We start from the raw sequence: 14,505 nt of genomic DNA on the forward strand, positions 1-14,505 counted from the left end.
AGCCGGTGGGCTACGGCCGAGGCGCGGTGCGGGCAGCCGGGTGGTGCGCGCTCGGGTTCGGGCTCGCGCCTGCGCGGCTCGCCGACGGAGCCGGGCCCGCCGACCGGGCCGGGCTCGGCGCGGTGGGCGGAGCGTGACTCGGACCGGACGAGCCGGCCGGGCCGTGACTCGGGCCGGCCACGGCGGCCGGGGTGCGACTCGGCGACGGGCTCGCCGCCGGGGTCCGGCTCGGCGAGACCGACGGCCGGGCGGCCACCGGCGCGTCCGACGGCGACGGCGGCGTGCTCGGCGACGTGCTGGGCCGCGGTGAGGCGGCGGGAGCCGGGTTCGCGGCGGGTGCCGGAGCCGCCGCCGCGCCGGTGCCGCCGTACGTGAAGGTGATCTCCACGGCGCTGCCGCCGGTCAGGCTGTTGGTCAGCTGCCAGACCAGGCCCGCGTCACCGGAGGCGTCGATCGCGCCCGGCGTGAAGACCCTGTCGCCGTTCCAGTCGCCGACCAGCGGCACCGTGAACACCGCGCCGAAGCCCACGTGGACCTGCGTCGCCCCGCCGGTGGTGACGTTGCTCAGGTAGTAGTCGTGCCGGTCGCCGTCCATGTCGACCGTGCCGGGCGTGAAGGTGCGGTTGCCGTCCCAGTCGCCGACGATCGGCGTCTTGCCCGCGTCGCCGTACGTGAACGCGATCTCGGTCACCGGCTTGGCGAACGTGTTCGTGAGCTGCCACGAGTGCAGCTTGCCGTCGCGGCCGACCGCCCCCGGGGTGAACGTGCCGTTGCCGTCCCAGTCGCCGACCACCGGGATGTCCTCGACGCCGCCGAAACCGGTGTGGATGTCGGCCGGACCACTGCGGAAACTGTTGACCAGGTAGAAGTCGCGCCGCTTGCCCTCGGCGTCGACCGTGCCCGGCGTGTAGGTGCCGTTGCCGTCCCAGTCGCCCACCAGCGGGGCCTTCTCCGCGTCGCCGTAGGTGAAGTCCAGCGCCGGGTCGGGCGTGCCGTCCAGGGTGTTCGACAGCCGCCAGCGCCACGTGTCACCCTCGGCGCTGACCAGGCCGGGCGTCATCGTGCCGTTGCCGTCCCAGTCGCCGACGACCGGCCGGGGCAGCGGACCGCCGGGGTTGGCGGCGAGGGCGGCCAGGTCGGCCAGGTTGCCGTTGAAGACGTTCTGGTCGCCGGGCAGCTTGCCGTGGTTGGCGTACTGCCACAGCGTCCAGCGGTCCCACCCGGCGGGCAGCCCGCGCACCTTGTCGGTGTAACTGGACACGAACAGGTAGTGGTCGCCGAAGTCGGCGTTGCGCCCGGTGCACGGGTTCCACCAGTTCGGGTTCGTGTAGATCATCGTGGCGCTGCCGGTGCGCTCGCGTACCCGCTCGGTGAAGTCGCGGATGAAGCGGACCAGCTCGTTCTTGGACTTGCCCCAGCACGGGCCGGGCGCGACGAGCTTGCCGCCCAGCTTGTACGGCCACTCGATGTCGAGCATCGGCGGCAGGCTGCGCCCGTCGTTGCGGTACTGCGCCCGGTCCAGGAAGTAGTCGGCCTGGGTGCGGCCGTTGGTCTTGTCGGGCCGCGCGAAGTGGTACGCCCCGAACAGGATGCCGTTACCCCGCGCCCCGCTGTAGTTGTCCTTGAACGAGGCGTCGACGTAGTGCACGCCCTCGGTCGCCTTGGCGTAGACGAACTTCGCGCCCTTGTCGGCGACCTTGTCCCAGTCGATGTTGCCCTGGTGGTGCGACACGTCGATGCCGGTGACCGGGTAGCCGCCCGGTGCGCCCGCCAGCGCCCGCGCCGCGGCTGGCGGGGCCAGGTCGGCCGGGGTGCCCGCGCCTGCCCAGCCGTCGGTGATCGGCTTGCCGTCGGGGCCGAGCGGGTCGGTCGGCGGCGCGGCCCCGGCAGGCAGTGCGGCCAGGGACAGGAGCAGCCCGGCCGCGGCGAGGACGACACGGCGGGCTGCGGCGGTGCGGTTAAGGTTCACGGCTCTCCTCAGTGCAGGACGGTGGGCTGGTCCAGCGGCGGTACGCCGGGCGGCGGTACGAAGGCCGACGCGCTCGGCGACGGGTCTGCCACCGGCGGTACGACGGGACCGGCGGACGGCGCGGCCGGTCCGGGGCTCGGGGCGGCCGGTGGGGTGGCAGGGCTGGGCACGGGGCTCGGCGGGACCGCCGGGCTCGGGGACGGCCCGGCCGCCCCGGGGGCGGCGGGCGTACCGGCGTACGCGAAGACGGTGTCGGCGATGCCGCTGGCCAGCGCGTTGGACAGCCGCCACTCGCGGATCGCGGGGTCGGCCACGCCGGGGGTCACGATGCCGTCGCCGTCCCAGTCGCCGGTCACCGGGATCTGCCCGACGTCGCCCAGCGACACCTCGGTCTCGGTCTCCGGGTCGTCGAGGCTGTTGGTCAGCTCCCAGTCGCGGTGCTCCCCGTCGTGGTCGACCACGCCCGGCGTGCTGACCCGGTCGCCGTTCCAGTCGCCGACCACCGGGACCTTGTCCACGTCACCGAAACCGACGTGCAGGTCGTGCTCGCCACCGGCCAGGGTGTTGGACAGGTACCAGTCGCGTACGTCGCCGTCGGCGTCGACCACGCCGGGGGTGAAGGTGCCGTTGCCGTCCCAGTCGCCGACGACCGGGGCCTTCTCCGTGTCCCCGTAGCCGACGCGTACGTCCGGCTCGCCGCCGCGCAGCGAGTTGGACAGGTACCAGTCGTGGTGCTCGCCGGTCAGGTCGACGGTGCCCGGCGTCCACCGGCCGTCGCCGTCCCAGTCGCCGACGATCGGCAGTTTCCGCACGTCGCCGAACAGGAAGTCGGCGTCGGTCGTCGCCCCGCGCGGGTCGTCGGACAGCCGCCAGCGCCATGACTCGCCCTCGGGCACGGCCGTTCCGGCGGTGACCCGGCCGTCGCCGTCCCAGTCGCCGGTCACCGGATACCAGACCGCCTCGTTCTCGATCACGTTGCGGTAGCGGTAGGAGGTGTACTTCTTGCGGCTGTAGCCCGACTCCGACCAGGTGCGGTGCTTGACCGAGGGCGGCGTCTGCTCGTACATGACGAAGTCGCCGCCGGGCTGGTCGGTCCAGCGCTCGAACAGCACCACGTGCGAGCCGTCCCTGGGCCGGGACCGGTTGTGGTGGAGCAGCATGTCGCCGGGCCGCAGGTCGGCGAAGCCGATCCGCTCGCCGACCTGGTGCAGGTCCCCGGTCCAGTGGTTGCGGCCCAGATCCCAGGCCATCGACACGTACCCGGAGCAGTCGGTGCGCCAGCCCTTGCGGAACGTGAGCTGGCTGTAGCCGACGTGGTCGTCGGCCCAGATCGCGGCGCGGGCGAGGATCTGCATGCGGGTGATCGGCTGGCCGAGCCCCCGCGCCGGCCCGGCCATGCCGTCGGGCTGCATCGGCAGGCCCTGCGCGTCGACGCCCTGCGGGCGCAGCACGTCCGGATCGTCGGCCCCGTCAGGCACCGCCGCGGCGGGCGCGGCCAGCGCGAACGCCGCCACGGCGGCCAGCAGCCCGGCGGCGGCCCGGTGCAGCGGACCGCGGCGCGGGGCGGAGCGCGCCGGCGCGGCCCCGACCCACGCCGTGCCACGACCCGGGTCGCCGTCCTGCGGGCACCGCTCGGCGCGGCCACCCCCGCTCTCCTCGCATGATCCGCAATCCCGCATGCCGTCTTAACGGAGCGGCCCACGATGGCGTTGCGCCTGGTCGGCGCGCCGTGAAGCGATCTTCCGGGCGCGCCGTACGTTTCGGTCGGGCGGGCAGCGGGAATCCCTAGCGCAGCGTGAGAGGAGATCTGCCATGCCGCAGCAGGGCTGGAGTGCCAAGCGGGAGCGCCAGTACGAGCACATCAAGGCCAGTGCCGAGGAACGTGGCAAGTCCGAGGACGTCGCGCAGGAGATCGCCGCGCGCACCGTCAACAAGGAACGGGCCCGTGCCGGGGAGGCCAGGCAGTCCAGCGCGCTGTCGAGGAACGACATCTCGTCGGGTCGGCGTGGCGGGCTGCGCTCGCATCGCGGCGAGGGCGGACGCACCCGCGACCAGCTCTACGAGGAGGCGAAGAAGAAGAACGTCAAGGGCCGCTCGACCATGACCAAGGCCGAGCTGCAGCGCGCCGTCGACCGCTGACCCGGCCCGGTCTCACGGCGCGGGTGGTGTGATCACCGCGTGCGTGTGCAGTGCGTCCAGGACCTCGTCCTGGGCGTACTCGCCTTCGGGCAGCGTGCCGACCGACTGCAGCACGTCCGGGGGCATGCCCTCGGCGACCGCGCGGCGGCGCAGTTCGGCGACGCTGAGCCGCTCCTCCCCGATGAACAGCGTGTCCAGCAGTGTCTCCAGCATCTCGCGGTCCTCGGCCATCGCCCGCCCCCTCCCGTGTGCGACCCGGCGGCGATCCTCCCCAGTGTCCGCCTCGCGGCATCACCGCGAGGCGTATCCGCCAGGACGAACCGGGCGAACACGTTTCAGTTCTGGCGTCGGCGGGGAACCAGCCGGTATGCCGCTGGGCGGGTCCGGCCGTGCCGAACTCCCACGCGGCGACGCTCCGGCATGGTGAGGTCATGACATCGGCCCGGCGGGGACGGCGTCCCCGCGGCCGGGTGCTGATCGAAGGGAGTCGTTCGGGTGGACAGGATCGCCGCGAAGTTCGTCCATGGCGCCGCCGAGATCACTCGGGAGATCGAGGTGGACTCGGCTGTCGACCCGCCGGAGACGTACTCGATCTGGGTCGCGAACGGCCTCGACCCCGCCCCGGGCCAGTGGGTCGCGGGCGACCCGTGGGAGGCCGTGTATGTGCGCGAGGCCAACCCCGCTGGTGAACCGGCCTGGATCTACCGCTTCCGCGCGCTCGTCGACCCGGAGGAGTGAGCGCCGGGCCGGTCACCGGCTCCGCGCCAGCAGCTCCACGGCCGCGACGACCTCGGCCGGGTCGATCTCGCCCAGGCACGGGTGACCGGGCTGGGCGCAGGTGAGCGCGCGGGTGTCGCGGCATGGCGCGTCCGGGTCGCCGAGCCGTACGTGCGGCACACCGTGCGGGCCCCACCGGGCGAACGGCACCGTCGGCGCGAACATGCTCACCACGGGCGTGCCGACCGCCGCGGCCAGGTGAGCCGGGCCGGTGTTGCCCACGACCAGACACGCCGATCCGGCCAGCAGCCGCCCGAGGGCGGCCAGGTCGGTCTGCCCGCCGAGGTCGCCCGCGACGTCACCGGCCACCTCGGCGGTCAGTTCGGTCTCGCCGGGGCCGCCCGTGACGATGACCTCGCGTCCCGAGCGCGCCAGCTCCCGCACGATCTCGACGGCGACCTTGCGCGGCAGTCCCCGCGCCGCGGCGCTCGCACCCGGGTGCACGATCACCCGTCCGGTGCGCGCGGCGGGCGAGGGCAGCACCGTACGCAGCCGGGCGTCGTCGCCCGGGGGCAGGCCGTATCCGGCCGCGGCGGCCAGTGACAGGGCGCGCTGCGCCTCGGGCAGGTCGTCGGGCACGCGGTGGCGCACGTCCAGCAGCGCGCCGGGATAGTCGTCGCAGACCGCGCTGATCCGGCCGACCCCGGCCAGCCGCAGCAGCAGCGCGGTGGGCAGCGGCGACTGGGCCGCCGAGGTGAAGATGACCGCCTCGTCGATCTGCCAGCAGCGCACCGCGTCGAGGAGCCCGTCCACCGCCGCCGGGTCGACCGGCGCCGGGTCACGTTCGGCCCAGGGCGTACGCCACTCCAGCACCCGCGTCACGCCGGGTAGCAGCCGGCCGGCGGGCACCCCCGGCGGCCCGGTGAGCAGGGTGACCGAGGACGCCCGCGCGGCCAGCGCCCGCAGCGCGGGCCCGGCCAGCAGCACGTCGCCCGCCGAGCCGGCGCGCACCGCGAGCACGTTGCCGGGCTCGTCGGCCCCCGCCGGGCCGGGGCGCAGCAGCCGTCGACGGGCGAGGATCCACTCGGCGGCGGCGAACATGGTCGGCGCGCGGTACGGGGCCGCGGCGGCTTCGGCCACGCAGGTCTGCCCGGTCGGCACCAGCAGGCCGGTCGCCCCCGCCGCCGCGGCGGCCAGCAGGTCGGTGCCGAGGTCGCCGACCATCACGCAGCGGTGCGCGCCGATGCCGAGGGCGCGGGCCGCGGCGGTGATCAGGCCGGGTGAGGGCTTGCGGCAGGCGCATCCGTCGGCGGGGGTGTGCCAGCAGGTCTGCCAGGTGTCGAACGGGCCGAGCAGCTGCCCGATGCGGGCGTCGACGGCTTCGGCCTGGGCGCGGGTGACGAACCCGAAGCCGACGGCCGACTGGTAGGACACGACCCCGATCCGCAGCCCGGCCTCGCGCAGCAGGTCGAGCGCGGCGCGTACGCCGGGCATCGGCACGACGAGATCGGGATCGCTGAGCTGCGGCACATCGCGGATCAGAGTGTTGTCCCGGTCGAACAGGACCGCGTCGAACATGCCGGTGGAGCTGCCGTCGATCTCTGCTCTGCGCACTCGGCGGCCTTACCCGGCGGCGCTGAGTCCAAAACATCCTGCTCCGTAGTTTAAGTGGTGATTGCCGTAAGCATCCCTTTCGCGAGGCGGTCTGATGGTCTAGCAGCCTAGGAAGATCCAGGCGCGGTGTCGGCGGACACCGCCAGAAACGGCCCCACGCTGCGGGAACCGAGCCCGTCGCGGATCGGACCCGGCGACACTGGGAACGTGGGGGAGCAGCTGACGGGACGTACGGTCCGCGACGTGATGACCGGCCGCCCGGTGTGCGTCGAACCCGGCACGACGCTGACCGAGGCGGCCCGGCTCATGCGCGACAACGCCATCGGCGACGTGCTGGTCGCCGAAGGCGAACGCCTGGTCGGCATCGTGACCAGCGGAGACATCGTGCGCGTGGTGGCCGCCGAACGCGACCCGGCCACGATCGTGGCCGGGGAGCTCACCGACCGGGAACTGGTGACCGTGCACGCCGACGACGACACCGGCGAGGCCGCCCGGATCATGAAGGAGCGCTCGCTGCGCCGCCTGCCCGTGTGTGAGAGCCACCGGGTCATCGGCGTCATCACCTGGAACGACCTGACGCGCGGCCAGCGCCACCAGCCGCCCGACTCCGACGAGGGCGCCACGGGCGTGGGCTGGTCGACCCGGCCCGACGGGTGATCCGCCCTCAGCCGTTGAGACCCAGGCGCACGACGCAGCCGCCGTCGGCCGCGTCGACGGTGAGGTCGTCGCTCATCTGACGGGCCAGCCACAGCCCCATGCCGCCCGCGCCGACCTCCCGGTCCGTCGGCAGGTAACCGCTGTACGGGCTGAAGCAGGTGCCACCGTCGGACACCGCGCACAGCGCCCGGCGCGCGTCGGACCACAGCCGCACCCGCACCGGGGCCACCCCGTGCAGGATCGCGTTCGTGGCCACCTCGCTGACGGCGAGCATGAACCCCTGCACCGCGTACGCCGCGAAACCGTCGCGCAGCAGCGCCTGCTCGACCGCGGCACGCAGGGCCGCCAGGTCGTGCGGGCCGGTGACGTCCAGCCGGGGCGGGCTGTCCTCCAGCGGATCGGGCCAGCGCATACGGGCCTCACCGAGCAGGGTGAGCGCGTCGGTGTACCCGGCGCTGGGCACCCGGCCGCCGTCGGCGAGCAGGTGGGAGTGGCTGCTCTCGCCCGCGCGCAGGATGTCGGCGGGCACGCGGCGGCGGTCGTACAGGCACAGGTTCCAGACCGGGTAGCTGGTCAGGGCCTGGCCGAGCGCGGCGTCGAAGCGGGCCCACTCCCACTGGCCGCTCGGCTTCGGCCCGAAGTCGATCTCGGTGACCACCCGGACCCGTTCACAGCCCCGCTCCCGTTCGCGCGCCACCAGCTCGCGGTAGGCGTTCATCGCGCCGACGGTGCCGCCGTACACGTCCTCGCGGGGCAGTTCGGCGACCCGGTCCGGGCCCATGGCGTCGCGCAGGCGCGCGGCGTTGTCGGGGCGGCAGATCAGCACGACACTGTCACCGGCCGCGGCGCCCTCGCGCAGGAACGGCACCACGGCGTCCAGCAGCCCGCCGTCGTCGTCGTACTGCAACGCGTCGTGGCGGCTGAGCGGCTGCTGCGGCAGGCTCATCCGGCCACCCCCGTCGCCGGGGTGGGCCGCCGCCTGCGCGGTCGCACCGCGCGGCGGTCGCCGTCGGTGTGTCCCGCGAGCGCCGTTGCGTCCACCACTGGTCCTTCCCGAGCCCGCTTTGTGGCCCGTCGTCCGGCTTTGTCAAGCCGTAAGACAATGCTATTGCTCCGTGCCCGCGACCCTGAACCCGCCGTCCGGCCGGGTCCGCCGGGTCAGCCGGCGCGTGAGGGGGGCGATAGGTACGCCTTACCCTTCTGCGTCGTTGCGAACCGCCATGATGGCCATGTCGTCGCGGGGCGGGTCGGTGGAGAAGTCGACGGCGGCGGTGCGCAGCCGGGCGGCGATGACGTCGGCGGGGTGTCCCGCCAGGTAGGTCAGCCGCTGGGCGAGCCGCTGGGTGCCGAAGAACTCCTGGCTGTTGCGGCGCTCGGTGACGCCGTCGGTGAAGAAGACCAGGGTCTCGCCGGGCTGCAGCACGAGCCGGGCGGGCGGGCAGGTGACCGGCGAGACCAGGCCGAGCGCGGTGCCCCAGCGGCCGGCCGAGGAGACGCGGCCGTCGGCGTGCAGGATCAGCGGCCGGTCGTGCCCGGCCAGGTGCAGCGAGACCTCGACGCCGGAGCCGCGGCTGCGGGTGTCGAAGGCGGCAAGGGCCAGCGTGCAGTAGCGCTCGGAGCGTTCGCTGAGGGTCTCGTTGAGGGCGTCGAGCACCGACTCAAGGGGCCTGCCGTCCTTGACGAGCACCCGGATGACCTCGCGGATCAGCCCGGTCACCGCGGCGGCGTGTACGCCCTTGCCGGACACGTCGCCGACCATGACCAGCCAGCGCCCGTCGGGCATGGGCATGATGTCGTACAGGTCGCCGCCGACCTCGACGCCCCGGCCCGCGGGCACGTACTCGGCGCCGATGCCCAGGCCGGGGATCGTCGGCAGTTTGGCGGGCAGCAGCGCCTGCTGCAGGGTGTGCGAGACGGTCTGGCGTTCCTCGTGGATGCGGGCGTTGTCCATGGCCAGCGCGCAGCGGCGGGCGACCTCCTCGGCGACCGGGATCTCGTCGGGGTCGCGCGGGGAGTCGGTGTCGCGGCCGATGCTGAGCACGCCGAGCCATTCGCCGCGGGCGAACAGAGGCACGGCGATACCGGACAGGGCACCCGGCAGGGGGACGTTCTTCCCCGCGAGCAGGGCCTCGGCCAGCGGCGGGGTGAGCAGCGAGCGGGTGAGGTCGTCGCTGACGGCGTCGAGCCAGCCGCTGAGGGCCTCGTCGGCGTGGGCGGCGGCGGCGGGTTCGAGGCGGCGGCCGGGGGTGGCCCGGTGCAGGATGCACCAGGTGCCCAGGCGGGGCACGACGAGGCGGGGGATCAGCGCCAGGGTGAGGGTGAGGTCCAGGGACTGGGCGAGCAGTTCGCTGACCTCGGAGAGGAACGCCAGTGAGGTCTGCCGCCGCCGGTCGCTGTCACGCAACCGCTGGTGTTCGAGGGTCATGCCGAGCCGCTGGGTGGCCAGGTGGGCCAGGGTGCGGGCCTCGGGTGTGTCGGGGGCGTCCAGGCGCAGTTCGGCGGACCAGGGCAGGCTGACCGGCACGGTGATGCGCCGGATCGTGGCGCCGGGTGGCAGCCGTCTGCCCTGGGCGGCCAGCAGTTGTGCGCCGTCGCCGTCGCCGCGGTCGAGCCAGACGGCGCTGCCGCCGGCACCGGTGTGCTGGGCCAGGACGCGCAGCAGGTCGCCGGTGAATCCGTGCACGGTGCCGGTCTCGTCGGCGGTGGTGGCGACGTCGAGCAGGGCGTCGACGGCGGCCAGCGGTGCGTCGGCGGGCTGGCGGGGGGAGTGCTCCGGGTCGGGAGCGCGGTTCGGCACCCTAGTAGTGTCCGCCGATCAGCGCCGGGTTTCCACCGTGGGCTGCTTGCCGCGCGGGGCTGGCTCGCATCCGGGGGTCGTTCGGACAATGATGAAGCGTGCGTCGCGACGGTGCGGCGCGGCGATGGGCCAGTAGGCGCGAGTCGGCCATCGAGGGGAGTGGGTCCTGGTGACGGCGAATCGGACGACGGCACAGCGTGGGCGGGCGGATGACGCCGACGCGCGGTGGCACGAGGTCGCGGCGGCGCTGCGGGCGGTGCGTGACGGTGACTTCAAGGTGCGCCTGCCCCGTGGTTCCGGCATCGTCGGCGAGGTCGCGGACGCCTTCAACGAGGTGGTGATGCTGCAGGAGCAGCGTAACCGCGAGTTCTTGCGTATCTCGCGGGTCGTCGGCCGGGAGGGCCGGGTCACCGAGCGCCTGGACGAGGAGGCGTACGAGGGCGCCTGGGCCGACGGTGTACGCGCGGTCAACAGCCTGATGGACGACCTGGGGCGGCCGACCGCGGAGATCGCCCGCGTGATCGTGGCCGTGGCCGAGGGCGACCTGAGCCAGCACATGACCCTGGACATCGAGGGCCGGCCGCTGCGCGGCGAGTTCCTGACCATCGGCCGCACCGTGAACCGGATGGTGGACCAGCTGTCGTCGTTCGCCGACGAGGTGACGCGTGTCGCCCGTGAGGTCGGCACGGAGGGCAAGCTCGGCGGTCAGGCCGACGTGCGGGGTGTGTCGGGCACGTGGCGGGACCTGACCGACAACGTGAACTTCATGGCGTCGAACCTTACCGCGCAGGTGCGGTCGATCTCACAGGTGACGACGGCCATCGCGCAGGGCGACCTGTCGCAGAAGATCGCGATCTCGGCGCAGGGCGAGGTGGCCGACCTCGCCGACACGATCAATTCGCTGACCGACACGCTGCGGGTGTTCGCCGAGCAGGTGACGCGGGTGGCGCGTGAGGTCGGCACGGAGGGCAAGCTGGGTGGTCAGGCCGAGGTGCCGAACGTGGCGGGCACCTGGAAGGACCTGACCGACGCGGTGAACTACATGGCGTCGAACCTGACCGCGCAGGTCCGTAACATCGCGCAGGTCGCGACGGCGGTGGCCCGCGGTGACCTGTCGCAGAAGATCGCGGTGGCGGCGCAGGGCGAGATCCTGGAGCTCAAGGACGTCGTCAACACGATGGTGGACCAGTTGTCGTCGTTCGCCGACGAGGTGACCCGGGTGGCCCGTGAGGTGGGTTCGGAGGGCAAGCTCGGCGGTCAGGCGCAGGTGGCCGGAGTGTCGGGTACGTGGCGGGACCTGACCGAGAACGTGAACCAGTTGGCGGGCAACCTGACCGCTCAGGTCCGCAACATCGCACAGGTGACCACCGCCGTGGCGCGGGGTGACCTGTCGCAGAAGATCACGGTCGACGCGCGGGGCGAGATCCTGGAGCTGAAGTCGACGGTCAACACGATGGTCGACCAGTTGTCGTCGTTCGCCGACGAGGTGACCCGTGTCGCGCGTGAGGTGGGTTCGGAGGGCAAGCTCGGCGGTCAGGCGCAGGTGGCCGGGGTGTCGGGTACGTGGCGGGACCTGACCGAGAACGTGAACCAGCTGGCGGGCAACCTGACCGCTCAGGTCCGCAACATCGCGCAGGTGACCACCGCCGTGGCGCAGGGTGACCTGTCGCAGAAGATCACGGTCGACGCGCGGGGCGAGATCCTGGAGCTGAAGTCGACGGTCAACACGATGGTCGACCAGTTGTCGTCGTTCGCCGACGAGGTGACCCGTGTCGCGCGTGAGGTCGGTTCGGAGGGCAAGCTCGGCGGTCAGGCGCAGGTGCGCGGCGTGTCCGGCACCTGGCGCGACCTGACCGACAACGTCAACGTCATGGCGTCGAACCTGACCGCGCAGGTCCGTAACATCGCGCAGGTCGCGACGGCGGTGGCCCGCGGTGACCTGTCGCAGAAGATCGCGGTGGCGGCGCAGGGCGAGATCCTGGAGCTCAAGGACGTCGTCAACACGATGGTCGACCAGCTGTCCGCCTTCGCCGACGAGGTCACCCGTGTCGCCCGTGAGGTCGGTTCGGAGGGCAAGCTCGGCGGTCAGGCCCAGGTGCCCGCGGTCGCCGGTACGTGGCGCGACCTGACCGACAACGTGAACTTCATGGCGTCGAACCTGACCGGCCAGGTCCGCAACATCGCCCAGGTGACCACGGCCGTGGCCAAGGGCGACCTGTCGCAGAAGATCACCGTCGACGCGCACGGCGAGATCCTGGAGCTGAAGAACACCGTCAACACGATGGTCGACCAGCTGTCGTCGTTCGCCGACGAGGTGACCCGTGTCGCCCGTGAGGTGGGTTCGGAGGGCAAGCTCGGCGGTCAGGCGCAGGTGCGCGGCGTGTCCGGCACCTGGCGGCACCTGACCGAGAACGTGAACCAGCTCGCCTCGACGCTGACCACGCAGCTGCGGGCCATCGCGCAGGTGTCCACGGCGGTGACCCGCGGCGACATGACCCAGCGCATCTCGGTGCAGGCGCAGGGCGAGGTCGCCGAGCTCAAGGACAACATCAACCAGATGATCGTCACTCTGCGCGATACCACCACGAAGAACGCCGAGCAGGGCTGGCTGGACTCGAACCTGGCCCGCGCCGGTGAGCTGCTGCAGGGCCAGCGGGACCTGGAGCAGGTCTCCCGCATGATCATGTCGGATGTGACGCCGCTGATCGAGGCGCAGATCGGCGCGTTCTTCCTGTCCGAGCCCGACGGCGAGGACATCCGGCTGCAACTGACCGCGGCCTACGGGTACGCCGGGGGCGGCACCGCCGCGCACTACGCGGTCGGGGAGGGGCTGGTCGGCCAGGCGGCCGTGGACCGGCGCACCATCCGCGTCGGCGCGGGCCGCACCAAGATGGCGGTGCGGTCCGGCATCGCCGACACGAAGGTCGCCGATCTGATCGTGGTGCCGATCGTGTTCGAGGGCGAGGCGCTGGGCGTCATCGAGTTCGGCAGCGTCACCCCGTTCTCGGAGCTGCACCTGGACTTCCTTGACCGGCTCGCGGGCACGCTGGGCATCGCGCTGAACACGATCCTGGCCAACCGGCGTACCGAGGAGCTGCTGGCCCAGTCGCAGCGGCTGGCGCAGGAGCTGCGCGACCGTTCGGTGGAGCTGCAGCGCACCAACAACGAGCTGGAGGAGAAGGCGGCCCAGCTGTCGGAGCAGAACCGCAACATCGAGATCAAGAACCGGGAGATCGAGCTGGCGCGGCTCGGTCTGGAGGACAAGGCGCGGCAGCTGTCGGCGGCCTCGCAGTACAAGTCGGAGTTCCTGGCCAACATGAGCCACGAGCTGCGTACGCCGCTGAACTCGCTGCTGCTGCTGTCGCGGCTGCTGGCCGACAACCCGGAGGCGAACCTCACCCCGAAGCAGATCGACTTCGCGCGCACCATCCACAGCGCCGGGTCGGACCTGCTGGCGCTGATCGACGACATCCTGGACCTGTCGAAGATCGAGGCCGGGCGGATGGACGTCGAGCCGGGCGAGGTGCGCTTCCAGGACATCTGCGACTACGTGGAGCAGGCGTTCCGGCCGCAGACCGAGGAGAAGCGCCTGGAGCTGGAGCTTTCCCTGTCCGGGCAGCTGCCCGCCGGGATGATCACCGACGCGCAGCGGCTGCAGCAGATCCTGCGCAACCTGCTGTCGAACGCGGTCAAGTTCACCGACGCGGGCACCGTGCACCTGGAGATCGGGCCCGCCCCGGCGGACCTGGTGTTCGAGGAGCCGTCGCTGAGCCAGTCCGGGGAGGTGGTGATGTTCGCGGTGCACGACACCGGCATCGGCATCTCGGCCAGCAAGCTGGCGCTGATCTTCGACGAGTTCCAGCAGGCCGACGGGACGACCAGCCGCAAGTACGGCGGGACGGGCCTGGGGCTGTCGATCAGCCGGGAACTGGCGCGGCTGCTCGGCGGCACCATCACGGTGACCTCGGCGCCGGGCCAGGGTTCGACGTTCACGCTGTACCTGCCGGGCATGCTGACCGGTCCGACGACCGCGCCGACGTTGCCGCTGTTGCCGGCGCTGACCGGGGTCGGCGCGCCCGCCGGGGCGGTGCCGGTGAGCCCGTCGGCGCAGGCGCACTACGCGACGCCGGTGTCGCGGCCGATCATCGGCCGGGCGGCGACCGACACGCTGGGCGCCGAGGTGTCCTCGACCCTGGACGGGGCCCGGGTCCTGATCGTCGACGATGACGTGCGAAACGTGTTCGCCCTGGCCAGCGCCCTGGAACACCACGGCATGCAGGTGCTGTACGCCGACAACGGCAACGACGGCATCCAGCTGCTGGCCGAGCATCCCGACATCGACATCGTGCTGATGGACGCGATGATGCCCGAGCAGGACGGCTACGAGACGACGCGGATCATCCGGCGCAACCCGCACCTGGCCACGCTGCCGGTGGTGTTCCTGACCGCCAAGGCGATGCCCGGCGACCGCGAGGCGGCGCTCGGCGCGGGCGCCAGCGACTACATCACCAAACCCGTCGACCTCGACGAGCTGCTGCGCCTGATGGCGCGCTGGATCGGCCGCCCGGAGCAGAAGGCATGAGCGAGCGTAGCGAGCGAGTCATGTGGTCTG

At 72.7% G+C, this 14,505-nt stretch carries 10 protein-coding genes; 4 read left to right on the forward strand and 6 right to left on the reverse strand.

Annotated features, from left to right (window positions below; genetic code table 11):
• Positions 1 to 10: 10 nt before the first annotated feature.
• Both HAV40_RS22610 and HAV40_RS38060 read right to left on the reverse strand, forming a co-directional pair.
• On the reverse strand, positions 11 to 1,969 hold the full coding sequence (locus HAV40_RS22610; RefSeq protein WP_166384430.1) for a GH25 family lysozyme: 1,959 nt from the start codon (positions 1,967 to 1,969) through the stop codon (positions 11 to 13).
• Between the two features lie 8 nt (positions 1,970 to 1,977).
• Positions 1,978 to 3,648 (reverse strand): NlpC/P60 family protein, encoded by a 1,671-nt coding sequence (locus HAV40_RS38060; RefSeq protein WP_203672239.1) that lies wholly within the window; start codon positions 3,646 to 3,648, stop codon positions 1,978 to 1,980.
• Positions 3,649 to 3,781: 133 nt separating this feature from the next.
• Between HAV40_RS38060 and HAV40_RS22620 the strand changes: the two genes are divergently transcribed.
• Complete coding sequence (locus tag HAV40_RS22620; RefSeq protein ID WP_166384432.1) at positions 3,782 to 4,108, forward strand: plasmid stabilization protein; 327 nt, start codon at positions 3,782 to 3,784, stop codon at positions 4,106 to 4,108.
• Positions 4,109 to 4,120: 12 nt separating this feature from the next.
• Here HAV40_RS22620 and HAV40_RS22625 read toward each other — a convergent pair whose 3' ends face one another.
• Positions 4,121 to 4,339, reverse strand: coding sequence for a hypothetical protein (locus HAV40_RS22625; RefSeq protein ID WP_166384434.1), 219 nt, complete (start codon positions 4,337 to 4,339; stop codon positions 4,121 to 4,123).
• Between the two features lie 264 nt (positions 4,340 to 4,603).
• Between HAV40_RS22625 and HAV40_RS22630 the strand changes: the two genes are divergently transcribed.
• Complete coding sequence (locus HAV40_RS22630) at positions 4,604 to 4,846, forward strand: hypothetical protein (protein WP_166384436.1); 243 nt, start codon at positions 4,604 to 4,606, stop codon at positions 4,844 to 4,846.
• 12 nt (positions 4,847 to 4,858) lie between these two features.
• Here HAV40_RS22630 and HAV40_RS22635 read toward each other — a convergent pair whose 3' ends face one another.
• Positions 4,859 to 6,439 (reverse strand): HAD-IIIA family hydrolase, encoded by a 1,581-nt coding sequence (locus HAV40_RS22635; protein WP_239087071.1) that lies wholly within the window; start codon positions 6,437 to 6,439, stop codon positions 4,859 to 4,861.
• A gap of 207 nt (positions 6,440 to 6,646) precedes the next feature.
• On the opposite strand from HAV40_RS22635, the gene HAV40_RS22640 reads away from it, so the two are divergent.
• The gene (locus tag HAV40_RS22640; RefSeq protein WP_166384438.1) at positions 6,647 to 7,096 is read left to right on the forward strand and encodes a CBS domain-containing protein; all 450 of its coding nucleotides are present in this window, start codon (positions 6,647 to 6,649) and stop codon (positions 7,094 to 7,096) included.
• 7 nt (positions 7,097 to 7,103) lie between these two features.
• Here the strand turns inward: HAV40_RS22640 and HAV40_RS22645 are convergent, their stop codons facing one another.
• Together HAV40_RS22645 and HAV40_RS22650 are read right to left on the reverse strand one after the other, a co-directional pair.
• Positions 7,104 to 8,042 (reverse strand): sensor histidine kinase, encoded by a 939-nt coding sequence (locus HAV40_RS22645; RefSeq protein WP_166384440.1) that lies wholly within the window; start codon positions 8,040 to 8,042, stop codon positions 7,104 to 7,106.
• A 246-nt stretch (positions 8,043 to 8,288) separates the two neighbouring features.
• Positions 8,289 to 9,893 (reverse strand): PP2C family protein-serine/threonine phosphatase, encoded by a 1,605-nt coding sequence (locus HAV40_RS22650; protein ID WP_166384442.1) that lies wholly within the window; start codon positions 9,891 to 9,893, stop codon positions 8,289 to 8,291.
• A 256-nt stretch (positions 9,894 to 10,149) separates the two neighbouring features.
• On the opposite strand from HAV40_RS22650, the gene HAV40_RS22655 reads away from it, so the two are divergent.
• On the forward strand, positions 10,150 to 14,475 hold the full coding sequence (locus tag HAV40_RS22655) for a HAMP domain-containing protein (RefSeq protein ID WP_420837238.1): 4,326 nt from the start codon (positions 10,150 to 10,152) through the stop codon (positions 14,473 to 14,475).
• Positions 14,476 to 14,505 lie beyond the last annotated feature (30 nt).

Origin of the sequence: Catellatospora methionotrophica (genome assembly GCF_011297335.1) — a bacterium.
Taxonomy (GTDB): domain Bacteria; phylum Actinomycetota; class Actinomycetes; order Mycobacteriales; family Micromonosporaceae; genus Catellatospora; species Catellatospora methionotrophica.